Source organism: Microcoleus sp. S13_B4, from assembly GCF_036700885.1.
Lineage (GTDB): Bacteria > Cyanobacteriota > Cyanobacteriia > Cyanobacteriales > Microcoleaceae > Microcoleus.
The window spans coordinates 26364-53240 of sequence record NZ_JAUBPU010000004.1 but is presented as its reverse complement, the minus strand read 5'-3'; the positions used below and the strand labels follow the sequence as shown (position 1 = coordinate 53240).

Here is a 26877-nt window from a genome sequence, read left to right as displayed (position 1 = left end):
ACTTCTCAAGTAAAAGCGGGTTGATCGATTATTAAGTAGGATGCGTGAGTTTCGTATCGCTCAACACTCCACCAGAATCTCGACAATCACGCACCCTGCTTAAGGATGATTAATAGTCAAATATTGTATCATTAGTTATAACTAAAAGCCGAGCTTGCGGTAAAGTTGTTAAAGATTAAAATTTATCGATCGCCTTTTATGCCTTACACTGCATCTACCCCAACAGACCCCAATCAACCCAACATCCGCAATGCCGACCACCGCCTACTAGAATTCACCAAGCTGACGCCGATGATGCAGCGGTATGTGGAAGTGAAAGAACAGTATCCCCACGCACTTTTATTGTTTCGAGTCGGAGATTTTTTTGAGTGTTTTTTCCAAGATGCAGTTACTATTTCGCAGGAATTAGAACTTGTTTGTACTAGCAAAGAAAGCGGCAAGGAAATCGGCAGAGTGCCGATGACAGGAGTGCCGCACCACGCCCTCGACCGCTACACTTCAATGTTAGTAGAAAAAGGCTATGCGGTGGTAGTTTGCGACCAAGTGGAAGATGCCTCGATTGCTGCGAAAGAAGGCCGTCAAGTCAAGCGAGAAATTACCCGCATTCTCACTCCCGGAACTTTGACTGATGACGGAATGCTCAAACCCAGACAAAATAATTTTTTAGCAGCAGTCGTCATTGCTGGGGAACATTGGGGATTAGCTTATACAGATATTTCTACGGGAGAATTCGTCACTACCCAAGCAGACAGTTTAGAACAATTAACCTTAGAATTACTGCGTTTGCAACCTTCGGAAGTCTTGGTACCGACTAATGCGCCGGATTTGGTGACTATGTTGAGACCCGGAGAGAAATCGGAGCATTTGCCCGATTGTTTGCCGAATTCTTTTTGCTATTCTTTGCGATCGCAAATTCCGTTTACTTTGCCCGAAGCAAAACAGAGAATCCTGCAAAAATTCAAAGTGCGATCGCTTGAAGGTATGGGATGCGGCCATTTGCCCCTCGCAGTGCGCGCCGCAGGTGGTTTGCTGCAATATATCGAAGAGACTCAAAAGGAAAAAGCAGTTTCTTTGCAAAGATTGCACACTTACACTCTCACCGATTTTCTCATACTCGACTACCAAACCCGCCGCAATCTCGAAATTACTCAAACAGTGAGAGATGGGGTTTTTCACGGTTCGCTGCTGTGGGCTATAGACAAAACCAGCACCGCAATGGGAGGCCGCGCTTTGCGCCGCTGGGTGCTCCAACCTTTGCTTAACATTAAAGGCATTTCCGCCCGACACGATACCATTCAAGAATTAGTAGAAAATAACGCCCTGCGCCAAGATTTTCAGCAGTTGCTGCGCCAAATTTACGACATCGAAAGACTGACAGGCCGCGCGGGTTCTGGAACAGCTAGCGCGCGGGATTTGGTCGCTTTAGCTGATTCTCTCTCGAAACTGCCGGAATTAGCCTCGATCGCAGCCCAAGGGATCTCGCCCTATTTGAAAGCGCTGCAAAATGTACCGCCAATTTTAGAAGAATTAGCAAGTAAAATTCACGAGCACTTAGTTGATGAACCGCCGATTCATTTAAAAGAAGGAGGTTTGATTCGATCGGGAATCAATCCGATGCTAGATGAAATGCGCCACACTGCATCAGCCGACCAAGAATGGATTGCCAATTTAGAAGCAACTGAGAGAAAACGGACGGGAATTTCTAATTTAAAAGTAGGCTACAATAAAGCTTTCGGCTATTACATCAGCATTACCAAATCAAAAGTAGACCAAGTACCGAGGGACTACACCCGCAAGCAAACTCTCACCAATGAAGAACGTTATAGCACTGAAGAATTAAAAGAAAGGGAAGTACGAATTCTGACAGCGCGGGAAGATTTAAATCAATTGGAATACGATATTTTTGCTCAAGTGCGATCGGAGGTAGGAGAACACGCCGAAATTATTCGCAACGTTTCCCGCGCCGTAGCGGCGGCGGATGTTTTGTGCGGTTTGGCAGAAGTAGCAGTTTACCAGAATTACTGCCGCCCGACTATGACAGAAAGTCGGGAAATTAAAATTATTGAAGGTTGTCATCCTGTGGTGGAAAAGTCTTTGCCGCCGGGATTTTTTGTACCTAATTCTGCTTTTTTGGGCCGGGAAGAATCGCTAAACCGCCCAGATTTAATTATTTTAACCGGCCCGAATGCTAGCGGGAAAAGCTGCTACTTGCGGCAGGTGGGTTTGATCCAGTTAATGGCGCAGATGGGCAGTTTTGTGCCGGCGAAAGCTGCGAGTTTGGGAATTTGCGATCGGATTTTTACCCGCGTCGGCGCCGTCGATGATTTGGCAACCGGTCAATCTACCTTTATGGTGGAAATGAACGAAACTGCAAATATTCTTAATCACGCGACGCCGCAATCATTAGTTTTGTTAGATGAAATTGGCAGGGGAACGGCGACGTTTGACGGACTGTCGATTGCTTGGTCTGTGGCAGAATATTTAGCAACTGAGATTCGGGCGCGGACGATTTTTGCGACTCACTATCACGAGTTGAACGAGTTAGCTTCTATTTTGGATAATGTCGCAAATTATCAGGTGACAGTGAAAGAGTTGCCGGATCAAATTGTATTCTTGCACCAAGTTCAGCCGGGAGGTGCTGACAAATCTTACGGAATTGAAGCGGGGAGATTGGCGGGTTTGCCGCCGTCGGTGATTGACAGGGCGAGACAGGTGATGAAGCAGATTGAGAAACATAGCAAAATTGCGATCGGGCTGCGGAAAGGTGTTAAAAAAGATGGTAAAAAAGAGTCGGAGGGCGAACAGTTGGATATTTTTGAGGATTGAAATTTCCTGTGAGAAAAAATTGTAGTAACTTCTATATTGCACCATTTTCAATAAGCCTTTCAGGGGCGGGCAGGATGCCCACCCCACAAGAAAATTTAATTTTGTGGAACAGGCATCCTGCCTGTTCTTGAGCATGGTGCAATATCTCAGTTACTATTTTTACTATAAACCACGAACTCTCCAGCAACTCTAACGCCCATTTTGCAACTTTCTTACCTCTTTGTGTACGCTCATCCCAATTTCCAAAGCTTCATTCAGCAACCGCCCGTATTCAGTCGCCCGATCGCTCACATCCACCGCCATCAAAGCAGCCAAATTACTTTCAATATTAGCAAATAACTCGTAACGGCGACCGATAAATTGCTGATTTTCCCGGAGAATTTTCTCTGTTTTCAAAGCACATACTAAACTTTCTCTAGTAATTTTTAGTGCCTCAACTGAAAAATATTTCACGGGCTCTCCTTGTGACTGATGCAACTCCGAATCAGTCATAACTCAAGCTGAGTGCGCTTGGCAAGCTTGGCAAATCAGGGCACTCTATGTTAACCAATTATTCTTGCAGAGACAGGACTTACAGAGAACCTAATTATGTAGGGTGCTCTTCTGCCACACACCTTACCGCTATTGACTATCGGCTGGATATTTCTCGTCAAATTCTAGTCACATTGTCTCCAAATTGTGTCCAAAAAGGTCATTTGATAGTCATTTCGTAGTCATTTCGTGGTCATTTGATAGTCATTTGATAGTCACTTTGACCCCCGACTCAGCCGTATTCTGGGCAATAAAAAACCTCAAACCGTTGATTTATCGTTGGTTTGAGGTTCTTATAGGCGCAAGCGGGCAGCGGGAATCGAACCCGCATAGTTAGCTTGGAAGGCTAAAGTTTTACCACTAAACTATGCCCGCGCACAGAAACTAAACATACCACAAGTCTCTGGGGATTGCAATAGGCCTGTGCAAAATTTTTGAATACTTCCCTCACAGTGGCTGAATCGGGACTTGCGGCCCGATCGCCCGATCGCGCCTACAATCCCCGTCTCCGATGCTGCGTAAGACTTTACGGATGGAAATAATCGTAAATTTGCTGCGCCAGACGCGGGCCAATCCCAGAAACTTCTGCCAACTGTTCGGGAGTCGCTAAACGGAGATAGTCGATCGACCGAAAATGTGCCAACAATTGTTTTTGTCGGTGGTGTCCCAATCCGGGAATTTCATCAAGGCGCGATCGCTTCATTCTCTCGCTTCTTCGATCGCGGTGAAAACTCACAGCAAACCTGTGCGCCTCATCCCGCACCCGGCGCAATAATTGTACCCCAGGCTGCTCAGAATTAGTTTGCAGCGGCAAAGATTCCCCCGGCAAAAATATCTCCTCTCGCTGCTTTGCCAAACTGACAACGCGCAACTCTTCTAGCAAATTCATCTCCCGCAAAACAGCCACAACTGCTGAAAGTTGACCTTTGCCGCCATCTATCATAATTAAGTCTGGTTTGTCGGAAATAGTATGAGAAACCGATGATAAATTGCTGAGTTCTTGCGGTTCTTCTAAATCGCTAAATCCATCTTCCATCTTCCCTCTTTCTTCTTCCTTCAATCCTCGGAATCTGCGACCGATAACTTCTGCTAAACTAGCAAAATCATCAGAATGACCCGATTTAATTTCAGGATTTTTAATTTTGTAATGGCGGTAGTGCTGGTTGGCGGGCAAACCGTCAATAAATACGACGCGGGAAGCTACGGCGTCAGAACCTTGAATGTGAGAAATATCGTAACCTTCAATGCGGCGAGGAACTTCTGGCAAATCGAGAATTTCTGCTAAATCTTCCATTGCTTGAGAATTGCGATCGCTCAATCTTTGCATTCTCGCCAATTCATACTCAGCATTGCGTTCCACCATCTCAATCAACTCAGCCTTAGTTTGCCGCTGCGGCGTCAAAATGGTAACTTTTCGCCCCTTACGGTTGCTCAACCAATCTGCTAATATTTCCGCTTCTGGCAATTCGTACTGCACAGAAATTTCGCTGGGAATTTCTACAGATTCGACATTTTGATAGTGTTCTTCCAACACCCGCTGCAAAATCGCTCCGGCCTCTACCCCCCCTCGTTCCCCCCCAAGGCTTGGGGGGGAGGAAAGAGAAAGTTGAGATAACTCTTGCCCCTCCTTGGCAACGGGGGGTTGGGGCGTTATTTCCGCCATAAATCCCAATCTTCCGACCAATTGACCTGCACGAATTTGGAACAATTGGACGCAAGCGTGCTGGGTGTCTGCCGCAAGTGCGATCGCATCTCTGGAAACCGTATCGTCGGGCAAAGACACTTTTTGACCCGCACTCAAAGACTGCAAACCCTTAATTTGATCGCGAATGCGCGCCGCCGTTTCAAAGTTTAAATCTTCGGCTGCCTCTTCCATTTGGGGTTCTAAAATATCGAGTAATTCCTGAGTTCTCCCCTGGAAAATCATCGCTACTTTTTGGATAATTTTTCGATACTCCTCCGGCGAAGTTAACCCTTGACAAACGCCGACGCAGCGCCCGATGTCGTAGTTCAAACAGGGACGGTCTTTAAATAGCGGTTGAGGGCGCTGCCGCAGCGGGAAAATCCGCTTAATTAAATGCAGCGTACTCCTCAGTGCCCCTGTATCAACGTAGGGGCCATAGTAGCGGTCTTTTGCACTACCTGCGCGGCGTTTGCGGGTAATAAAAATGCGCGGGTATTCCTCCGACCAGGTTATGCACAAATAAGGATATTTTTTATCATCTTTGAGGAGGACATTAAAGTAAGGTTGGTGCTGTTTTACGAGGTTTGCTTCTAACGCTAAAGCTTCTGCTTCTGTGTCGGTGGCGATGAATTCAATTTCGCGCACTTGCTGCACCATCATCGCGATGCGGGGACTAAGATTTTGGCTTTCGCGGAAGTAGGAACGGACGCGGTTTCGGAGTTTTTTGGATTTGCCGATGTAAAGGATGCGATCGCTCTCGTCTCGCATTAAATATACACCCGGAACCGCCGGAATTTCTTTGAGGCGACTTTCTAGGCGTTCCGAGTCTTTAACTAACGGCAGAGTTTTTGTGGATGGCATTGCAAGCTATCTCAGCAAAATAGAGACTGATTGTACACTCTTTTATTTTACCTTAATTGTGCCGATTTTGACTGCTGCTACCGTCGCCAAACCCACCGATTAAACTGGAAAATCAGTTACAATATCTGAGATAAAAACTTGCGGGTGCGTTCTTCCTTCGGATTTTGAAAAAACTCTTCTGGCTTCGCTTCTTCCACTAAAACGCCGCCATCCATCAATACAATGCGATCGGCAACTTCGCGCGCAAACCCGACTTCGTGAGTCACCACCACCATTGTAATTCCTGTTTGAGCCAAATTTCGCATTACATCTAACACTTCCCGCACCATTTCCGGGTCTAATGCTGATGTCGGTTCATCAAACAGCATGATTTTAGGCTGCATGGCTAGAGAACGTGCAATAGCGACCCGCTGCTGCTGTCCTCCAGACAACTGTCCGGGATATTTTTTTGCTTGTTCCAAAATTCCCACTCTTTCTAACAGTTGCATTGCCACTTCTTCGGCTTTTTTCTTCGGCCAGCGGCGCACCCACACCGGCGCTAGCATGACGTTTTGCAAGACTGATAAGTGGGGAAACAGGTTGAATTGCTGAAACACCATTCCTACTTCGCGGCGAATTGTCTCGATGTTGCGTAAGTCGTGGGAAAGTTCGATTCCGTCGATCGTAATTTTACCTTGCTGGTATTCTTCTAATGCGTTGAATGTGCGAATAAAAGTCGATTTTCCCGAACCGGATGGCCCCATAACGACCACGACTTCACCTCGGTTTACTGTCATGCTGACACCTCGCAGTACGTGAAATTGTCCGTACCATTTGTGGACGTTTTCTGCTACGATTACTTGTTCTGGGATTGTGGGTTTAGTTTCCATATTTTTTTATTTTTTAACCGCTGATGAAGGGGGATGAACGCAGATATTTTTTTACCTTTGACCTACGCCTAAAGTTCCCTCTATTTTGCGGCTTGCTAGGGACATTGAGTAGCAAAATATCCAATAAATGATCCCGACGAATATGTAAACTTCGGCGTATCTACCGATATAGGATGGATTTGCTAAAACTGCGCGGGATATTCCGATTAATTCTAACATTCCGAATAGAGACAGCAGGGATGTATCCATAAATAATCCGATGAATTGACCCCCGATCGCAGGAATGACTATTCGCAGTGCTTGAGGCAGTACAATTAAAATTGTAAGCAGGGGTGTATTTAGCCCGATCGACTTAGCTGCTTCTATTTGTCCCCTGGGCACGGCTTGCAAGCCACCGCGCACGTTTTCCGCCAAGTATGCCGCACTAAATAAGGTTAATCCAGCAATCGCTCTAATCACTCTATCCAATTTCGGATATTCGGGCGGCAAGAAGAGTTGCAGCATCACTTGACCTAAAAACAAAATGCCAATTAATGGTAAACCGCGAATAATTTCAATGTATAATGTTGATAACAGTCTCACAACTGGCAAAGAACTTTGTCTCCCGAGTGCTAGCAATACTCCCAAAGGAAAGGAAAGCACAATACTAATAACTGCTAAAAACAGCGTCAGCACTAAACCGCCCCAATCATTTGTTGACACTTCTGTCAAACCCAACCCGCCTTTAATTAGCCATAAAACTATTGGGAAGGAAAGAACCCAAATTGCAGGCATCCAGTCCATGATTTTTGGGTGAATTTGCCTTCCGACGGCATAGCTGGCGGCGGCTGCGATAATAATTCCTAAGAGGTAGAGGCGAGAGGTTAGGTCGATCGGCGAAATGACCGCACCCACAACCGCAGCACCGAGTATAATTAGTAAAGGCGGATTCCAAAGACGTTCTTGCCGCTGAATGTTTCCCCAAGTTAATCCTCCTAACAAGGTAATTATAGCCGTTACTATCCACAGTCGCCAGTAGGATTCGCGGGGAAATCTGCCGGCGAAAAATAGCGGTAAGTTAGCTTCTAATACGCGCCATTGAGCTTTTGTTGTTGCCCAAACGATAATTCCTTTAATAGTTTGGAAGGCGATAATTAGACAAACTACTGTCAGAATGCTGTTGTACCAGGTACTAAATAGGTTTTTGCGCGCCCAATTCCAAGGGGTAGGCGATTCGGTGGCTGGGGGGGGAAGTACAGGTATTGTTTCCATAGATTGTGAGTTGTTATTAATTTCTAATACTGTTAGCTAAGATTCCTAAAATTTTATTCACATCTCTCAAGTAATATTCACCTAAATCAATCTCAATAATTTGTTCTTGCAACTTCAGGAATTTCCAGATAGTACCTGTAGTAACAGTCCCATAAATCGCAGGAATTTCGTTGCCTTCACGTTCATTAAATATTCTAGCAGCCAACATTTCTGCTACGCACTGTCCCAATCCGCCATTGATATTTTCCTTCTTGGCTTCTACAATGATGATTATCGGCGCTCTAACAATTAGTAATTCTGGGGAATGACTGATCAGAAAATCGCAATTTCCATTTAATCCTTTTTCAATATCTACTGTAAAGTCTATTCCCGAAAACAAACTAATTTCCAAGTTTAACTGTTTTCTAAGCTCGATCAAAATCGGTGCGATAATCATTTCAGAGCGAGCTTTTTCAGTGTTGCTGCTCAAGGCTAACGGTATATTATCTTTAAGAATTTCGGCAAGTAATGTACTCGACTCTAATTCTGATACAGCAGCGAACATATCCATCTTATCGGAAATCGTTAAATCAAAATTTTTAGTTACTCGGTCTAAGCTAAAGTCACTGTATGCCATTTGACGCGCTATCCTTTTATTGCCATTAAAATAGATTAAATTTCCCCTATTTATCTTTCCTTGATTTGTACGGTTTTATTGTACCAATTCATGAACAGAGAAACTATCAAACTAATTGTTAGATATGTTACCATGATAATTAACATTGCTTCGATCGCCCTTCCGGTCTGATTCAACGTCGGAGAACCCACAACAAAATAAACGTCGGGATAAGCAACCGCAACCGCTAAACTCGAATTCTTAGCTAAATTCAGATACTGACTGGTTAAAGGTGGCACAATCACCCGCAAAGCTTGCGGCAAAATTACCATCCGCATCATTGTTCCAGACTTCAGCCCCAAAGACTTTCCCGCTTCCCACTGGCCTCTCGATACTGACTGAATTCCGGCCCGGACAATTTCTGCAATGTAACTGCCAGTATACAAGCTGAGTCCTGTCACCAAGGCTGCAAATTCAGGAGTTAATTTTAATCCTCCTTCGAGTTGCAATTCTGGCGTCAAGCGGGGGAAATCTAGCCGAAAAGGCAGATTTTTGGTGATAATCCAAGCTAAGACTGCACTCAGCCCGATCGCACCTAGAGCCCAAAACAACTGTCTTCCCGGCTTAGCTTCTTCCAACATCACCCGCGCCCGCCACATCCACAGCCCCGCCGCCGCCAAAACTCCGACAGTTAGCAAAATCAACCAAATCTCAAAACCCGGCAAAGCCAGAGGCCAAGGTACAGCAATGCCGCGATTTGTCAAGTAAATCGGCCCCCTCATCTGCTGATGGTCTTCGAGTTTTGGCAGGGAAATGAAAACTGCAAAATACCAGAAAAATAATTGCAGCAATAACGGCGTATTTCGCAAAATTTCCACATACAAACCAGCCAAACTCCGCAGCAGCCAATTGTCGGAAAGGCGCGCAATTCCTACCGTCAAACCCGCAACTGTTGCGAAAATAATGCCGAGGCCCATCACCCGCAGCGAGTTGATTAAACCGACAAAATAAGCTTGTCTGTAACTGTTTTCGGGACTGTATGGAATTACACTTTCGCCGATATCAAAAGATGCTTGAGAATTGAGAAAATCAAATCCAAACGCAATCCCCAGTTGCGAGTAATTGGCGCTCAGATTGTCCCAGAGAATGGCGATAACAACTATGACTAAAATTAGGGCGATCGCCTGTCCGGCTATTTTCCAGAAGCGATCGTCCCGCAGCAGTTTTGATATATCTTTAAAAAAAGTGGGAAATTTCTGCGATTTGCCCGGTTGAGGTTCTGGGTTCATAACTGTTTAATGTAGAGCACACTATACCTAACTTTAGCCTGCCTAAAATATCTTGTAGGGTACACCTAGCAAGCACCTTAAAAGTCGGGTAAGCGCGGAGTACCTTCCTCTCTAAAATATCTGGTTGGTTAACTGTTAACAGTCAACGGTCAACAGTCAACAGTTAACTAAAATTAACGGAACGGCGGCGAGTAAAGCAAACCGCCATCTTTCCAGAGTCTGTTTTGACCCCGTTCTAACTTGAGTGTACTTTTGGGGCCGAGGTTGCGATCGTACATTTCCCCGTAATTCCCCACTTTCTTAACAACGCGGACGGCGTAGTCGTTCGGTAGTCCCAAACCTTTACCTAAATCTCCTTCTGTTCCTAGCAAACGTTTGACGCTGGGGTCAGTAGTGCTTGCCACTATTTTGTCTACATTTCCTGAATTAATTCCCAAATCTTCAGCTTCAATCGCCGCGAAAATAATCCATCTCACCGCGTCCGACCATTTAGGATCGCCGCTTTTCACCGCTGGGGCTAATGGTTCTTTTGACATCACGATCGGCAAAACAACATTATTCTCGGAATTCGGCAGAGTTGTCCGCTTCGAGACGAGTTGCGATCGATCGGCAGTAACACCTTGACAGCGACCTTCTTGATAGGTAGCAAAGACAGCATTCACATCTTCAAACACCACAGGAGTGTATTTAATTCCTAATTTTCGCATTTGGTCGGACAAATTTTGTTCGGTGCTAGTACCTGTCTGCACGCAGATAGATTTGCCCGCAAAATCTTTTAAACTTTTGATGCCGCTGTCTTTTTTGACCATGATGCTTTGAGAGTCATAAAAGATCACCGGGGCAAATTCCATTCCGGTAGTGCTGTCGCGACTCGCGGTGTAGGTGGTATTTCGGCTGAGAATGTCGATTTCTCCGGCCTGCAAAACTGTAAATCTATCTTTGGCGTTGAGCTTTCGGTACTCGACTTTTTCGGGATCGTCAAATATTGCGGCCGCTACCGCCCTGCACACATCCACATCTAGTCCCGAATATTTGCCCTTTTCGTCTACAAAGCTAAAACCCGGCAGTTCGCCGCTGACGCCACAAATCAGTTTACCGCGGCTGACAATTGTATCTATCCGGCTCGAACCTTGTTGCGATTTGCCTTCGGCAGTTGTTGTTGCTGGTGTTTGTCCGATTTTTGCCGATCGATCCCTACAAGACGCCAACGGTGTCACAAGTAACACGCTTGCTAGCAGCAGAAATCCCCATTTACGCATAGATTTTAATAGAACGCTTTCCTGACAATCCTACCTTGTAGCTGTCGAGAACTGTGGCGATCTGCGATATACAACAGCCTCCGGCTTCAAATTAGCCATTCTGCATCCGGTGCTGAACTGTGACCACTGCACCGACTACCCGCCTGTTTTTTTTGAGCAAGCTGGGAACCCAGAGTTAGAAACCCGGTTTCTGGCTGGAGGTGTCGTCGTCAAACCCAAGATTTATCCTTGAAACCGGGTTTCTTTTCTGGTATTTCTGCCCAGCGCGAGGAAGCATCGCCCTTCCCTGGAATATTTATCCGATTTTGATTGAATCCGCTCACAGTAGCTCTGGTGCTAGCCGCTGCTCAGCTAAATCGCGGATTAGGGAAAGCCGAGACTGGATGTATTCGTCCAACAAATCTGCTTCTTTGCCATTAAGCGCAGAGTTCGTCTTTAACTGCTTTAGCAGCCACTGTACCAAGGTCGCATCGTCCAAATTGACTAACAGAGTAGCTTGGGTGGTCTCAATTAATGACCAGAGTTGGCGTAACATGACTGGAGTCATAAAACCTCGTTGAGCGTAAATACGCACTTAATGGGCGGGCATAGCGAAAAGCTGGTCTTGGTGTCTCAAGCCGATAGACGAAAAGCACCCTCATGTCGATCGGCTTAATGATTATTTTATATTTGACCACAATAACTTAATACAGTAGTGTCACAAGTTACAACACACAAGATGTTATAAGAGTTCCCAATTCCTTCACATTGAGATAAACATCTTGATAAAAGATTAAAAATCTTTACACGCGATCGTTCGTGGGGGCTGCCAAGAGCTGTCCGCGATCGGGCACTCCTGCCCGGTTCGCGAGAAAATTAATTAAGCTGTGGCGTATAGGACTTACGCATTGACAAAAAACATTATCTATGTATTCTCGCTCCTGCCATCACTGCTAAGGTGCGCCAAAATATGCTCACCGACAACTAAAGTGAACAGATTCCTTTGCACTTCATACCAATTCCTAATTATCTTTTTCGAGCGCATCAACTCCAATTTGATAAATGCGTGAAGTGAGCAAAATATGTGAGTCTCGCTCGCGAACATGTCTATCACCATGAACCGCCAAATTCCACATACTTGTTTGAACGCTCTATGAAAGGTTTCAAGGCCCCAATGAACATCGTGAATTGTGATAAATTCACTTCGACTTTTCTCTTTAAGCATGGACGGCTCTGGCAGATATAAAATATAATGTCTAGAGTCTTGTTTTTTAAAGTCTTTCCTCAACAACTTTATAAATACAAATTCTTTTATATGAGTCACTAATCCTTCATCGAGCATTCCTAAAGTGCTGACTTGATAATACTTTTGCCGCTCATTTGAGTGAGAGAATTCTGTTTTTTTTCAATTCCGAAGATAAAACCCAGTTTCTGGTTGATTAGAAATTTTAAGTTTTCTACTCCTGAATACCAACTATCTCCCGTTACTATTCTTGGTTTCACTCCCCATTCTCTGATTTCCCTCACCATTTCTCTAAAATAATCGTTTTTGGTTTGACCCTCTCTTTTATCGTCAATTATGTAATTGATTGGCAATGAATTATTATAAACATCACTATAATATAGCGTGATTAACTTCAATCCCATGATCGGCTTATGGTATTTACCTGACAAAAAATAGCTAAGTAATTCCGTATGTTGAGGTTCACTATACAGCTTTTCTATAACTGTATCGTCACCACTTAATATACCTCCTTCTAAGTTAATAACTTTTTCTATCATCGAGAATACATCTTTCGGTTCATATCTCTCTCTAAGCAAAAAGCGATTAATACTATCATGGGAAACGTCTCCCAATATCTCTGCTAACCTACTGCACCCCCCTCTCCTTGGGTTCTGAGAGTAAAAATAAGGTGTATAGCTCCTTATTGCATTGCGCTGTCGAGGTTTTACTTATTTTTCTGATTGTCCGATACACGTTAGTAGATGTTCCTTCTTTATCAATTCACTCTTTGGTTATTTTGTCAATGCGTAAGTCCTATGGCTTAATAATCTAGTTATTTATTAATTGCTATAACTGTCTTTGAGCGAGTATGTCTCATAAGCAACAAAACCAAAAATCAGAATAGCTAAGACAATGCTGATCCGCCCTGTACCAAAGCCTACTCCACCACTATCCTGAGATTTACCGATCCAATCTGCGAAGGAAGCGCCCAATGGTCTAGTCAGGATATATGCGAGCCAAAAAGCCCCGACCTCATTAAGTCCTGAGCGCCAGTATGCGAACGCTGGTAAAGCAAATAACAAGGCAAACAGTACACCTGATGTGAAGTTCCCCAAACCCCAAGTTGATGCTGTCATATCACCTGCGGCTGTGCCAAGCGCAAATGTAGCCATAACGGTTGCCCAGTAAAATAACTCGCGCCGAAGTGTGTAAATATGATTAATCGATAAAGTCTTTTCGCTCATATACCAAACTGCAAAAATAATACTAAGTACGATGGAAAATCCTACAGTCGATAGGAGATACGAAACACCTAATACAACATGGATAGCATCAGCAGCCATTGTTCCGAATATAGCGACCATAATAATAGCTAACCAATAGACCCAGGGAATATATTTCCGTACTAAAAACTGTATTAGTAAAGCAATCACTAATCCACTTCCCCCCAGAGCGACCGCAAAAATTGGGTTCATCTGATGGGCTAGGTAATCTGAAGTTGTTTCGCCCATTCCCGTAGTCAGCAACTTGATAATCCAGAAAAAGATGGTAACTTCTGGCAGCTTTTTGATCGTGCGATGCTGTGCAGATTGTTCTGTACTGTTTGGTTTTGGCTTCATATCTGGGTGGATTTTAGTTGCGACTTTACTGAATGTACAGCAGTTAGCGAATTTACAGCAGATTCCAGGCAAATAAAGTACACCTTAATCCCAAGCACTTACCAAAATGGTTGACAAACCCTTGCAACCGTACTCCATAAACCTGGAAATTGCTGTAAATTATATATTTCAATGGCGTATTCCCCACTCGTCAAATCCTCTCCCCCTCTCCCTCTCGAACATAGCAGCAGCTTACTCAGGGGCTAGCCCCTTTTGAACCCGCGCCAGAATTATTTCTAATTCAGCGATGATTTTTGTAGCCCCCTCCAAATCATTTGATTCGGCTCGACTTTGAACCTGATCTGCCATCTCGGGCATTAACCGCACCGCCGCCGTAGCGCTGACACCTTTAATTTGATGAGCCTGGCGGGCCAGTGTCTCCATATCTCCCGAGGCGATCGCCTCCTTAGCAGCTTCTAAATAACTAGCAGTATCCACCACAAAAGTTTGCAGTATTTCCCGCTCAAACTCTAAATCAGCGCCCGAAATTTCGTGCAAACGTGCCATATCGACTACCGATTCGAGATCTGGCTCAGAGTGTGGAAGTTCCTCACCATTAAACTGGGGAGTTTCAATTTTTAGCTTGGCGGACCAATTTTCTAGTACCGATTTTAACTTTTCAATCGCAATAGGTTTGCTAATATAATCGTCCATGCCCGCCGCCAGACACTTTTCCCGATCGCCCTTCAAAGCATTCGCAGTCATCGCAATCACCACCGTCTTTTGATGCGGCTGCATCTTGCCAGCAGCAACATCTGCCGCTTCTAGGCGGCGCAATTGCAGCGTTGCTTCGTAACCGTCCAAAACCGGCATCTGACAGTCCATCAACACAATGTCATACTTTTTCAGAGCAACCATAGATACAGCCTCTGCACCGTTATTGGCAACATCCGCCGCGCATCCCAAAACTCTGAGTTGATTCAGACCAACTTTTTGATTGATTGGAGTATCTTCAACTAACAAAATCTTTAAACTTGCTAAGTCCCGGTTGTCAATAGCTGAGGCTCGATTGGACGTTGGATTTGCTCGCGGCTCATCAATCAGCGTACTCGGGGCGATCGCATTTGCCAAGCAATCAAATAGTCGGTGAGCTTTCACAGGTTTAGTTAAATAGCCACTAAAACCGCTATCTACCAAGCGTTTCGCCTCTCCAAGCTGAGTCATTGAAGTCAGCACCACCCACTTTGTCTGCTGCATTGCCGGCTCAGAAATCCTCAAGCGTTCGAGACTTCCCGCCACCATTTCCGGCAACTGAATATCAACCAAAACAATATCGTAAGGGGAATTAAGGCTGACAGCTTTGTACAGAGATGCGATCGTCATCCAACCGTTCTCAACCTCCTCAACCTCCATTCCCCACAAAACAGCCATTCTCACTAGCACTTTTCGCACTGTCGGCTTGTCGCTAGCAATTAACATTTTTCTCCCCGCCAGCACCGTTTCTAAATTCACTTCGCACGCTGTCCCGACAGCAGTTAAATTTTCCTTAACTGTCGGCACAGTAAACCAAAAAGTCGAGCCTTGGCCAGGGGTACTTTCCACACCGATTTGGCCACCCATTAACTCCACCAACTCCTTAGAAATAGCCAGCCCCAAACCTGTACCACCATATTTTCTTGTCGTAGAGGCATCAACTTGAGTAAAAGATTGGAACAGCTTTCTTTTGTCTTCTGGAGCAATCCCAATTCCTGTATCTGTGACTTTAAACAGCAGGAGCATGGAGTCCTTGTTTTCTATTTTTAAGGGTTCGATATTCTCGAAAATTTTCTGATTATCGCTGGCTGCCCATAACCCAGGATTACTAGCATTAGCCACCTCAATTACCACTTCTCCTGCTTCTGTAAACTTAATAGCATTGTTAATCAAATTAGTGAGTATTTGCCGCAACCGCGCTGCATCACCTTTAATTTGCAGCGGCACGTCGCTGTCAATCAGTGCCACCACTTCTATACCTTTTTCTTGTGCGGGAGTTGCCAACAAATCCAGCACTTCATTCACACAGATACTGAGGTTAAATTCTAGTATTTCTAAGCGCATTTCTCCGGCTTCCAGTTTGGATAGATCCAGAATATCGTTAATGATGGAGAGTAAATTTTGACCGCTGAGTTTCAGCGTCTGTACAAAGTCAACCTGTTCGGGAGTAAGGTTCGTTTTCAGCAGCAAATCAGTCATCCCCATCACTCCATTCATCGGAGTACGGATTTCGTGACTCATATTTGCTAAAAATAATGACTTCATTCGAGACGCTTCTAGGGCTGCTTCTCGGGCCTGCTGCGCTTGTTCAAAAAGAGTAGATTGCTGAATGGCGATCGCCAACTGCACGCTCAACCTTCCCAGCAAATCCACCTCAGAATCAGTCCAAACGCGCGGAGATCTGCACTGATGGGCAATCAGCAATCCCCACAACCGATTTTGACTCGTTTCCAAACTATTTCCCGCCGGCCCCATTCCCGTTGCCGGCGAATATTCGGCTGCCAAATCCTGACTTTCATCACCTATGAAAATTGGTACCACTAAATTAGCCCTTACCTGCAAACTCGCCAGTAAATCTCGGTGTGTTTCACTCAAACTGGCCGTATAAATATCTGCCATTGCTTGAATTTTCCCGGTGCTGTACAGGGATACATAATTTTCCCCAAAGGATGTCATTGGAACTTCTCTTCCCAGCAGTGGCATCCAATCATCCCCTACAGATTCCACCACAACAAGCGCTGTTTCCTCGGACTCAAAACGATAAATTACTGTGCGGTCAGTTGCCAGCAACTGTCGCACTTCTTGTACAGCAGTGCTCAGAGTTTGAGTCAGGTTGAGAGATTGCCGGACTCGCTGGGCGATCGCCGAAACCAGCCGTTCTTGTTCTGCTTGTTCTCGCAGCATTCTCTCAGCTTGCTTGCGTTCGGTGACATCGCGGATTACCGCAGCAAAGCACAGCGGTTCGGTGGTTTGAGGGTGCTTGACCAGAAAAGCATTCATCACAACATCAATGGGTTGTCCGTTGCCCAAGTGCTGCATTTGACCTTCGCCTTGCCACTGGCCCTGACTGATAATTGTTGGTAAAATCTCTTGACTGAATTTCTGTTGAAAATAGGGCCCAATATAATCCCATATCTCCGTATAAAGCACTGCCGAAAGATTCTCTACACCCACCAGTTTTCGTCCGGCTTCGTTGACAAACAGTGTTTTGCCTTTCAGAGTAGCCATACCGATAAAATCGCTGCTGTTTTCAATCAGCGACACAAATTTTTGCCGTTCTTCTTCTCCTTTTTTGCGTTCGGTAATGTCGCGTTTGACGCACACATGACAAATTACATCGTCGGCGTTGTTAATCACAGAGTATGCCGCAACGTCGATCGCCAGCGTCTGGCCTTTTTTAGTGGAGTTAGTAATTTCGCCCCGAAAACTTCCTGTTTTCGCTAAACTTTGGGCAATTGCCGAAAAACGCTCCCCGGCAACCAGCGGCGAAGCTTCTGCTTCTAATTCCGCGTCTGTGTATTCTAGAAGCGTTTGGTGAGCAAGATTTTGTTCGAGGAAAAACCCGTCTGCATCGATAATGACGATCGCATCATTGGAGTTTAAAAATATTTCTCGGTAAAGCTTTAGTTTTTCCTCAGCTCGCTTGCGTTCAGTGATGTCTCTTTTGACAGTTACGTAACAAACTACATCCCCAGCATCATTGAGAACCGCAAAAGCCGAAAGCTCGACCTCAACTGTTCCCATTTGCCCAGCCTTAATACAAGTCATTTCGCCTCGGTAACTCCCGGAAGAGGCCAAGCTTTGCAGCACCGACGCAAATGTCTGTTCTCCCATGTTAGTGGCAGGCGTTTTTCCCCACAATTTTGACGCGCTGTGACCCAGCAAAGCCGTGTGAGCTTGATTTGTTTCTAAGTAATAGCCTTGGGGGTCTAAGATCGCGATCGCATCGTTGGATTTCAAAAAGATTTGTTGATAAAGTTGCAGCTTCCGTTCAGCTTGTTTCCGGGCGCTAATATCCGTGAACAAGCCGTAGTAAACTATCTCCCCCGATGCTTGAAATTCGGGCTGGGAAGCTCCTTGCACCCATTTAAGTTTTCCTGACGGAGTGACAATTCTTCCTTCCCACCGCCAAGGCTGCAAATTTTCAGCAGAAAGCGTGACAGAGTTGAGAAAATCATCTCGATCTTCGGGATGAATCATCTCAACAATTACATTAAAATCCTGCTGAGCAGCCTCTGGTTCTATTTCATACAATTCTCTGCAGCCCGCGCTCACAAACGAGAAAGCCATCGATCCGTCTGGCTGCAAGTCAATTTGATATACCGTACCCGGTACGCTAGCAGTAATTTTTTGCAGTTTGGCTTGGCTGTGATTCCTGGCTTCATCTGTGGTCTGCAATTGACCAATCTCTCTAGAAAAACCCAAAACCCCAAATATATTACCCTGTGTATCGCATAGCGGCACTTTTTGCGTATCAAAGATGTGCTGTTTGCCAGCTTCAAAGAGGATCGCCTGGTAGGGATTGCGAACCCTCTCCCCAGCCAGCACAGCTCGATCTTCCTCACGGATGCTCCTAATTGAGTTGTTGCGATCGCCAAATACTAATTCGGATGAAAACCCTAATTCAATATCATCTTTGCCGATAATTTCCTCAACATTTTTTCCCACATATTCAGCAAAACTTTGATTGACAAAAATGTATCTAAAGTTTCTATCTTTCGCAAAAACTCGATCCGGCGCCTCGTCAATTACAGCCCGCAACAATAGTTCTTGACTTTCCGAATCCAGAGCAAAATTATTTTGAAATTTATCCTTAACACTGGTCGTTTGACGCGCTAAAGCTATTAACTGTTTTGCACAAATTTGAGCTACAGTGTGAAGCAAACCAAGGTGCTCCAAATTAAAAGCAGTAGCCTGCTGTGCACCAATGAAAAATACTCCCAACAATTCTTCACTTTCATCGGGGTTTGCTGGTGCCATCAAGACCGACTGAAACTCAGCAATTGGTGGAGGAGCGATATTGTGCGCCCAGTCCCGATTGCCAGCAAGCCATTGAGCGCGAGCAGCTTGCAAGCGCCCTTCAATTTCGGCTCTGGTGCTAGCACTTAACGGCTGTAGGTGTTGGAGATATAGTCGATCGTCCGGTAACGTCAAAATTGTGATCGCATCTGTGGGAATGAGGCGATCGAGATGTGCCAGACACGCCGACCAAATTTCATCAGCACTGAGAGCGGCTTGAACTTTTGCCGTAAGTTCGTTGAGAACTTGCAGTTCCAAGGTACGCTGGCGGACTTGTGCTTTGAGGCTGGCGGCTAGGATTTGCATAGTGCTCACCAAACTGGTTTGCTTATATTATAATTATTGATTTTTAAACTTTTTCAAACAATGATCTTAAAATACATCCGCCGAAAAGACAACTTTTTTATATTTAAATTACCTTCAACCGATTAAAAAAAAGCGTGCGATCGGGAGCAAAGCGGCACAGCAAGGCACCTGGTTTGCTCCCGCAGCGAGATTGGGCAGCGAAGTTATCCCATTAAAATCACGTTATCGATCACATGGATCACGCCGTTATCAGCTTCGATATCCGCAGCGACAACTGTAGCATTTTTCACCTCAAAACCGTCAGAACAATCAATTTTAATCGGCGAACCTTCCAAGGAACTAACAAAACCGAGTTTGGCCAAATCAGCTTTCATAAACTTGCCCGATACGACATGAAACATCAAAATCCTAGTCAGTTGGGGAACGTTCTGCACTAGGGTGGTGATAGTTCCCGGCGGCAATTTCGCAAAAGCATCGTCAGTGGGTGCAAAGACAGTAAAAGGGCCCGGACTTTTGAGCGCATCTACTAAATTAGCTACTTGCACGGCTGTTACCAGGGTTTGGAACGAACCCGCACCTACGGCAATATCAACAATATCAGGCATTGTGTTTTACCTCATCTGGGAAAAAAGTTCTATTAAGTATCGTAAACTGAGGCGGGCAACAATACCTACTGTCTTTTTTGAAAAATTGGTAATTATTTTGTAGTGAGGACTTCAATCCTCAGATTTTTGATGAGGACTGAAGTCCTCACTACAAACCTAATAATATAGGACTTACGCATGGGGGCCTTGAAACCTGGTTTTTTACGAAAATACTTTGTTAAAACCCGCAGATTAGGTGAAAAGCCCAGTTTCGAGGAGTCGGAGTGCGTCCAGGACTGTAATAGTTATTTTACCCGACATAATATTACTAACCGCTTGGCATTTTAACCGCGCGGGGGTTTACAATTTCTACAATACTGCTGCGGGCGATTGTGATACCCCAATTCTCTGTTTCTGAATTTGCTACTTCAGCATTTAGGTTTTCTCCCTTTTGAATGCTAAAACTGCCGTACAAAATTGAAATTTCAAAAATGTCTGTAGTAATCACCGCAGGCTTGCGGTGTTCGGCATCGCCCAAAGAAATTCCGAAGAATTCAGCTTCCAGTTCGCCAACTGCCTCTTCATCGTGTACAGTCCAACTGATATCGCGACAGTCTTTGAATGCCAGGATATAAGGCAATCTTTCTTCTGGATTGTAGACGCATTCAATTAATACTTCGTTTCCCCATGAAGATACGTTGACTTTTGTGATTAAAGATGTAAGACCCCCCAACCCAAGCAAGTTATAGTCATCCTTCCAATCACTCATTTAATTTTTCTCCCGTATTGTGAGTACCTATAATTAAATTACCAAATTCGTCTCTCGTTCGCAATAATTTACCATCTCTATCGAGACGCAAACCTTTGTTGAGATTTTTTCCATCTGATCCATATTTCGGTGCAGGCGTTCTAATCACTTCACCGTTAGGACGGATCATTACTGTTGACTTATCAAAAAATTTATATTCAACATAACCATCTCTAGTAGTTCTGATTTCTGCACCCAAGCCACGCAAAAAATCATCGATTTCTTGGCGATTCATCCCGGTTAAGTCTCCAAACTCCGATGCAATTCCATTTCCTCCAACTCCCTGACTCGGCACGCAAGTCTCCTCACCAACCATTGCATTTTCGAGTTTAGCACAGACAGTTGGAGAATGGGAAAAAGGAAGTGCGGCAACGGATTCGCTTTCTGAGGATGTAACGGATGGATGGAAGAAGGAAGAAGGAAGAAGGAAAAAGGAAGAATCATTCTTCAAACTCGCAATAGCCAATTACCAAGGTTCCCTGCTTTTGGGCTCAATTACCAATTACCAATTACCAATTCCCCAAACAAATAGGGCGCACACCGCACGCCCTATCCCTATCTATCAGCAATTAGCCAACACTTATTGGCCGCCGATTTGCACTTTCACCACGCGGTTTTTTTCAGCTTCTGCTTTGGGTAAATTCAGGTGCAAAACTCCATTTTTGTACTCAGCTTGTACGCTGTCATTTTGAACCCGTGCGGGTAGGGGAATCACCCGGCGGAACGAACCGTAGCGGAACTCAGAGCGAGTCATGCCTTTATCTTCAGTCTTAGTTTCCTGATGGCGTTCGCCGCTGATAGCAACAGCTTCTGCGGTTACTTGTACATCCAAATCCTTAGCTTCCATGCCTGGAACTTCTAATTTAAGGTGGATGGCTTCGGGAGTTTCATCGAGTTCGGCGGCGGGTACAAAAGCAACACCGTTAGATGCGCGATCGGTTGCCGGAGTCAAGCTATCAAACAACCGATTCATTTCTCGCTGCAAGGAGTCCATTTCCCGCAAAGGTTCCCAACGAATAAGTGCCATAACTAATACCTCGACTATCTGAAGTTTTTAGGGGTTGAGAAACACTTGACTCAACCTGTATTTAATATATTCCCGCTCCAGAAACAGGGGGATTCGGTTTTCCGCAAAAAGACCGATCGCATTTCCGAACATTCGCGATCGATACTTCTAAATCATTGCAGGTGCGGGTATCCGATCGCACTGCAGCCAAACACTTTTAGATTTTAGATTGCATCTAGAAGTTCCAACCTAAAATCTAAAATTTAAGATCTCCAATTTCAGATCGGTTAACTCCACCGCGAATGCTGATAAGAAGCGTAGGTATCAAACAAAGCACCCACCAAACCAAAAGTTAGACCGATCACGAAAAAACCCTGGAGGGGACAGCCGCTGCCGAAAGTAGCTAAGAACTGCAAAATCAGGTCTTCTCCAGAACGACCAACTCCTTGGAGAGCAGGGACGAAGCCGATCAGCGAAAAGCTAGTCAATCCCGCGCCGATTAACAATATGGGGGCGACAAAGCTCAACAGGCTGGTCAGCAGTACAGAGCGAAGAAAATTGGGAAAAATGCTCATAAGGGTCGGTAAATTCAGCTAAACTGCCGAAAGGTACAAGCAAACAAAACTTGTCCTTTTCTACGATAGGCAGCGATCGCCCTCAGTGGGCGGTTCTGTCAGAAATCTTAAATGTTATAGAAAAAACTTGTTTAAGATTTGTAGAGAGATTTCATTTTTGGCAGTTGTTCTAGAGTCGAAATCCTTTGAGCACAACTACACCATCGAGCCTCAGTTTATGGAGTCAGCGGTTGCTGGCAGCAATTTTATTGGGCGGCCAAGTCATGCTGCACTTGCTGAAGGGCAAAATTCACCGCCGCAACACCCTCGACCAAATGGCAGCAGTCGGCCCGGAATCTCTGCTGATTGCTTTGCTGACTGCGGGTTTTGTCGGCATGGTATTTACTATTCAGGTAGCGAGGGAGTTTATTAACCTCGGGGCCGGCAATGTCGTCGGTGGCGTTTTGGCTTTGTCTTTGACTCGCGAACTCGGCCCCGTCTTAACAGCCGTCATCGTGACGGGACGAGTAGGTTCGGCTTTTGCAGCGGAAATCGGTACGATGCAGGTAACAGAACAGATAGATGCCCTGCTGATGCTCAGAACAGACCCGATCGACTATTTAGTCATTCCCCGAGTCATTGCTTGCTGCTTGATGCTGCCAATTTTAACCATCATGTGTCTCGTCACCGGCATCCTCGGCGGACTGCTGATTGCTACGACGATGTACGGCATCTCTGAAAGCGTGTTTTTAGAATCAGTCCGCAATTTCCTGAGTCTGTGGGATATTTGCAGCGCGGCAATTAAGGCTTTTGTATTCGGTGGCTTGATTGCTGTAATCGGCACTAGCTGGGGTTTGACCACCACCGGCGGCGCAAAAGGCGTCGGTCAATCGACTACTACGGCGGTGGTGACGGCTTTACTGGCTATTTTTATTGTGAACTTTTTCATGACATGGCTGATGTTTCAGGGGACGGGTTCTAGCGTACTCAAAGGCTTGTAAGCTAGGAAACAGATAAAATATGAATAATTGGCAACATTCGTTTACTACCCTTGATTTAAACTCGTGAATACAACTGCCTCTGCTACTGCGCCGACAAGTACAATCGAACTCGCTCCGAGTTATGCGATTCCCCTAGTCCTGGTACTGGCGGCCGTACCACTGCTTTTCGTGCAGAAGTGGGTAAGTTTGCCACTTTCTGTGTTCGGCTTGTTTCTGATGTACCAAGCCGCCACCATCCGGCTACAATTTACCCCAACAGATTTGGACATTTATCGATCGTCCAACTTAATCCGTCGCTTTCCTTACCGAGAATGGCAAAATTGGCGGATATTTTGGCCCGCTGTGCCGATTTTGTTCTATTTCAAAGAAATTAACAGCATTCACTTTCTGCCGGTTCTGTTCGATCGTAAAATGCTACAGACCTGCTTAGAACAGCGCTGTCCCCGTCAAGACTAAAAAAGTTGTTAATTTTTAATTTTTAACTTTTCCGTGCCCTACGCCGAACCAAATTTCCCATGAATTCAGACGAATCTCCAACCCAAGAACCGCAACCACAACCAGCCGCCCCAAGCGGTGCCGGCGAAGTCGATTTACCCGTAAATGAGACGGAGTACCAACTTCCATCTCAAACAGAGGATTTGTGGCTCGACCAAAATGAACTTCAAGCCCAAATCCCAGCCGAAACCGACCCGCCCCTGGGCGAGGAAGATGCCGAAATCGCCCAATTCGTGGACGAAGCAGGCGCAATCGCCCAAATTCCGCCCAACACCGAGGATGGCGAATCAGAAAGCCCGATCGCTCAAATTGAGCTTCAAACAGACTCCCAGCCAACAGCAACCGCAGAAATGGTAACGCACATCCCAGAAAATGTTACCGAACAGTTGGCAGAGAGAGTCAAAGAATTGCAGCAGCAAGAACAAGCTTTGACAGAAAAAATTGCCGCCTTGGAAGCCGACAAAGCCAATGCTATAGAAGCGTTGGGTTCCGCTCAAGCCTCGATCGGGCGTTTGGTACAAGACGGCTTGATTCAACTAGATCAGCGCAAACAAGCGCTGCAAATCGAAGTAGAAAAACTCGAACGCCGGCGCGATCGAATTCAAAAGGAAATGCGAACCACTTTTGCCGGCGTTTCCCAAGATTTAGCAATTCGAGTCCAGGGTTTCAAAGACTATCTAGTAGGCAGTTTGCAAGATTTGGCAGCCACCGCCGAACTCTTAGATTTGACGCCACCGATGCAAGAGACGCCCAAGCAAATTCCTGCTGAGGAGTCTCAATCCTCAGCACCAGTAAATCCCAAATTTGCCGAACAGGGATTTCAAGAACAAGCCAAACAAATTCGCCGCACCCTCGATCAATACCGCACTCTTCCTGACTACTACGGGCCGCCTTGGCAACTTCGCCGCACTTTTGAACCCATCCACGCGGAACGAGTTTCTAATTGGTTTTTCACCCAAGGAGGAAGGGGTGCTTTGCGGACTATGGGTTCGCGCTTGCAAAATATCTTGATTACTTCGACTATTATTTCTGTACTCAGAAGCGTATACGGTGGACGGGTGCGGACTTTGGTGCTTGCCAACAGTCCCGAACGTTTGGGAGAGTGGCGCCGGGGTTTGCAGGACTGTTTGGGGATTACTCGCAGCGATTTTGGCCCGGAACGGGGGATTATTATGTTTGAGTCTGCCGAAGCTTTAGCTCAAAAAGCCGATCGACTGGTGAAAGATGGCAAATTGCCGCTAATTGTCATTGATGAAACTGAGGATTTAATTAGTTTGTCAATCCTGCAATTTCCGCTATGGCTGGCATTTGCTGCTGATCCGCAAACTTTGACGAATGCTAAGGATTTTTGATTGAGTAATTGGTAATTGGTAATTGGTAATTGCTAATTAGTAATTGCTAATTGCTAATTATGCTATGGAAAAGGTTGCAAATTTTAAAAGTACACGAAATCTCAAATTAAAAAATGGCTAGCTGGATAATTTTAAATGGCGCACTGTTAATAGCAGCTTATCTGCTGGGCTCGATTCCTACTGGGTACGCCTTGGGGAAATGGATGCTGGGAATTGATATTCGAGAGGTTGGTTCTGGTTCGACTGGTGCGACTAACGTACTGAGGACTTTGGGGAAGTGGCCGGGGTTGGGGGTGTTGCTGGTTGACGTGTTGAAGGGGGTAAGTGCGATCGTCCTAATCCGCTACATTTACTCTCTCAGTTTTACCCAGCAGCTAGCAACCGCCGCAGGTTTAGAAAATACTGAAACAGTCCTCCCTTGGATGGCAACTTTGGCAGGTTTCTCGGCTGTTTTGGGTCACAGCAAATCTATTTGGCTGGGGTTTACCGGCGGTAAATCTGTGGCTACGAGTTTGGGAGTGTTGCTCGGTTTGTACTGGCCAGTTGGTTTGGGAACTTTCGGAATTTTCGGGATAGTATTTGCGGTATCGCGAATTGTTTCTTTAAGTTCGATTATCGGAGCAATTAGCGTTGCTGGATTGATGTTTGCTTTACATCAGCCGCTAGCTTATGTATTGTTTGGAATTGCGGGCGGTGTGTTTGTAATTGTGCGGCATCGGAGCAATATTCAGCGACTGTTGAAGGGTACGGAACCGAGGATTGGGGAGAAATTGGAAACAGCAGCTAGCGATTGATAATTATTATTGTTGTAACGCTGGTTGCAGATTACTATTTCTCTGTCCAATCTTCGATTTAAGCTTTTGCAGGAGGCATTGCAGCCCATTATACAGCTTAGAATCCCTGAACCGAGATAATACTCCCTTGAACCTCAGCCACTCTTACATTTGCCACAAACCCTACTATGTCACCGGAATTCCTAACTTTAATTAGAGTGCCTTGACTCTGTATCGGTTGAGTATCGAATGCACCTGGCGGGACAAATGGTTTGATACTTTCTGGTGCATCAAACCCAAATAAGACTGTCACGTTTGTCACGTATTGCAAATCTACATCGCTAGCAGTCAAACCGCCTGCCAATCCAATTCGATCGAAAGCGGGTCTGAAACCTAAAATAAAATCGGCATTATTGACATCTGTAACTCCGGGTTCTGCTTGGAGGACGTACAAGTTGCTGCCCCCGATTTTGAGTGAAGTATTATTATCATCCGCACTTAGTAAAATGTCGCGACCCAAACCTCCAACCAGAGTGTCATTTCCGTTACCGCTGAGTAAAAAATCATTGCCTCTACCGCCCAAGAGAATATCGTTTCCCGCACCACCCATCACAAAATCTGCATCTTGACCGCCGCTGAGAGAGTCATTTCCCTGATCTCCAGACAGGAAGTCTTTACTTTTTCCTCCGAGTAAAGAATCGTTGCCCAACTCCCCGCTCATAAGATCTTCCCCTTCGTTGCCAAATATCAAATCATTAGCTGTTGAGCCGGTGACTAGATCGTCACCTCCGAGCATCCAACCTCCCAAAGGAAAATTAGTTGCATCTGCGATCGACAAAGTAACGACTTCGGATGTATTGTCGCCAATTAATCGCCGCTGTTCTGACGGATCGGGTTTTAAAGCCATAAAAAATGTCCGCGTAAAATCTCAGATGCCAAGATTATTAAATAAGCCACTCTCAAAATCAATTCATATATT

The 26877-nt window shown here is 45.3% G+C and carries 21 protein-coding genes, 1 tRNA gene and 1 pseudogene; 5 read left to right on the top strand and 18 right to left on the bottom strand.

The window, feature by feature from the left end; all coding sequences use genetic code 11:
• The first annotated feature begins 198 nt into the window (after positions 1 to 198).
• The gene (gene mutS / locus QT994_RS04125; RefSeq protein ID WP_333172003.1) at positions 199 to 2826 is read left to right on the top strand and encodes a DNA mismatch repair protein MutS; all 2628 of its coding nucleotides are present in this window, start codon (positions 199 to 201) and stop codon (positions 2824 to 2826) included.
• 189 nt (positions 2827 to 3015) lie between these two features.
• Here the strand turns inward: mutS and QT994_RS04120 are convergent, their stop codons facing one another.
• The 17 genes and pseudogenes from QT994_RS04120 to QT994_RS04040 all read right to left on the bottom strand — a co-directional run bounded on the left by QT994_RS04120 (position 3016) and on the right by QT994_RS04040 (position 22298).
• Positions 3016 to 3279: a hypothetical protein gene (locus QT994_RS04120; RefSeq protein ID WP_333172002.1), complete on the bottom strand. Its 264-nt coding sequence runs from the start codon at positions 3277 to 3279 to the stop codon at positions 3016 to 3018.
• A gap of 382 nt (positions 3280 to 3661) precedes the next feature.
• Positions 3662 to 3732: transfer RNA gene (locus QT994_RS04115), tRNA-Gly, on the bottom strand.
• 151 nt (positions 3733 to 3883) lie between these two features.
• The gene (gene uvrC / locus QT994_RS04110; protein WP_333172000.1) at positions 3884 to 5902 is read right to left on the bottom strand and encodes an excinuclease ABC subunit UvrC; all 2019 of its coding nucleotides are present in this window, start codon (positions 5900 to 5902) and stop codon (positions 3884 to 3886) included.
• 116 nt (positions 5903 to 6018) lie between these two features.
• On the bottom strand, positions 6019 to 6771 hold the full coding sequence (locus QT994_RS04105) for an amino acid ABC transporter ATP-binding protein (RefSeq protein WP_333171998.1): 753 nt from the start codon (positions 6769 to 6771) through the stop codon (positions 6019 to 6021).
• A gap of 51 nt (positions 6772 to 6822) precedes the next feature.
• The gene (locus tag QT994_RS04100) at positions 6823 to 8022 is read right to left on the bottom strand and encodes an amino acid ABC transporter permease (RefSeq protein WP_333171996.1); all 1200 of its coding nucleotides are present in this window, start codon (positions 8020 to 8022) and stop codon (positions 6823 to 6825) included.
• 16 nt (positions 8023 to 8038) lie between these two features.
• The gene (locus QT994_RS04095; RefSeq protein WP_333045084.1) at positions 8039 to 8638 is read right to left on the bottom strand and encodes a hypothetical protein; all 600 of its coding nucleotides are present in this window, start codon (positions 8636 to 8638) and stop codon (positions 8039 to 8041) included.
• 50 nt (positions 8639 to 8688) lie between these two features.
• Positions 8689 to 9906 (bottom strand): ABC transporter permease subunit, encoded by a 1218-nt coding sequence (locus tag QT994_RS04090; RefSeq protein ID WP_333171994.1) that lies wholly within the window; start codon positions 9904 to 9906, stop codon positions 8689 to 8691.
• A gap of 173 nt (positions 9907 to 10079) precedes the next feature.
• Positions 10080 to 11165, bottom strand: a complete 1086-nt coding sequence (locus tag QT994_RS04085) for an amino acid ABC transporter substrate-binding protein (RefSeq protein ID WP_333171992.1) — start codon at positions 11163 to 11165, stop codon at positions 10080 to 10082.
• A 319-nt stretch (positions 11166 to 11484) separates the two neighbouring features.
• Positions 11485 to 11712 carry a hypothetical protein gene (locus QT994_RS04080; protein ID WP_015178453.1) on the bottom strand — a complete coding sequence of 76 codons (228 nt, stop codon included), beginning with the start codon at positions 11710 to 11712 and terminating at the stop codon, positions 11485 to 11487.
• Between the two features lie 357 nt (positions 11713 to 12069).
• Positions 12070 to 13110 (bottom strand): annotated as a pseudogene (locus QT994_RS04075) (IS701 family transposase).
• A gap of 98 nt (positions 13111 to 13208) precedes the next feature.
• Complete coding sequence (locus QT994_RS04070; protein WP_333171990.1) at positions 13209 to 13988, bottom strand: hypothetical protein; 780 nt, start codon at positions 13986 to 13988, stop codon at positions 13209 to 13211.
• Between the two features lie 231 nt (positions 13989 to 14219).
• A complete protein-coding gene (locus tag QT994_RS04065) occupies positions 14220 to 19325 on the bottom strand; it encodes a PAS domain S-box protein (RefSeq protein ID WP_333171988.1) in 5106 nt (1701 codons plus the stop codon).
• A gap of 203 nt (positions 19326 to 19528) precedes the next feature.
• Positions 19529 to 19930 (bottom strand): fasciclin domain-containing protein, encoded by a 402-nt coding sequence (locus QT994_RS04060; protein ID WP_333171986.1) that lies wholly within the window; start codon positions 19928 to 19930, stop codon positions 19529 to 19531.
• Between the two features lie 307 nt (positions 19931 to 20237).
• Positions 20238 to 20678, bottom strand: a complete 441-nt coding sequence (locus tag QT994_RS04055; RefSeq protein WP_333171984.1) for a hypothetical protein — start codon at positions 20676 to 20678, stop codon at positions 20238 to 20240.
• Entirely contained in the window at positions 20671 to 21183 is a 513-nt protein-coding gene (locus QT994_RS04050; protein WP_333171982.1) for a hypothetical protein, read from the bottom strand. Before QT994_RS04050 ends, QT994_RS04055 begins: the two co-directional genes overlap by 8 nt.
• 114 nt (positions 21184 to 21297) lie before the next feature.
• Entirely contained in the window at positions 21298 to 21744 is a 447-nt protein-coding gene (locus tag QT994_RS04045) for an Hsp20/alpha crystallin family protein (protein ID WP_333045094.1), read from the bottom strand.
• Positions 21745 to 22010: 266 nt separating this feature from the next.
• Positions 22011 to 22298, bottom strand: coding sequence for a hypothetical protein (locus QT994_RS04040; RefSeq protein WP_333045095.1), 288 nt, complete (start codon positions 22296 to 22298; stop codon positions 22011 to 22013).
• Between the two features lie 185 nt (positions 22299 to 22483).
• Between QT994_RS04040 and QT994_RS04035 the strand changes: the two genes are divergently transcribed.
• The 4 genes from QT994_RS04035 (at position 22484) to plsY (ending at position 25919) form a co-directional block, all read left to right on the top strand.
• On the top strand, positions 22484 to 23278 hold the full coding sequence (locus QT994_RS04035; protein ID WP_333045097.1) for an MlaE family lipid ABC transporter permease subunit: 795 nt from the start codon (positions 22484 to 22486) through the stop codon (positions 23276 to 23278).
• Positions 23279 to 23341: 63 nt separating this feature from the next.
• Positions 23342 to 23734 (top strand): DUF3119 family protein, encoded by a 393-nt coding sequence (locus tag QT994_RS04030; RefSeq protein WP_333045098.1) that lies wholly within the window; start codon positions 23342 to 23344, stop codon positions 23732 to 23734.
• Between the two features lie 59 nt (positions 23735 to 23793).
• The gene (locus QT994_RS04025) at positions 23794 to 25125 is read left to right on the top strand and encodes a DUF3086 domain-containing protein (protein ID WP_333171980.1); all 1332 of its coding nucleotides are present in this window, start codon (positions 23794 to 23796) and stop codon (positions 25123 to 25125) included.
• Positions 25126 to 25238: 113 nt separating this feature from the next.
• On the top strand, positions 25239 to 25919 hold the full coding sequence (gene plsY, locus QT994_RS04020) for a glycerol-3-phosphate 1-O-acyltransferase PlsY (protein WP_333171978.1): 681 nt from the start codon (positions 25239 to 25241) through the stop codon (positions 25917 to 25919).
• Positions 25920 to 26016: 97 nt separating this feature from the next.
• On the opposite strand, the gene QT994_RS04015 is transcribed toward plsY, so the two are convergent.
• Complete coding sequence (locus QT994_RS04015) at positions 26017 to 26805, bottom strand: calcium-binding protein (protein ID WP_333171976.1); 789 nt, start codon at positions 26803 to 26805, stop codon at positions 26017 to 26019.
• Between the last annotated feature and the right edge of the window lie 72 nt (positions 26806 to 26877).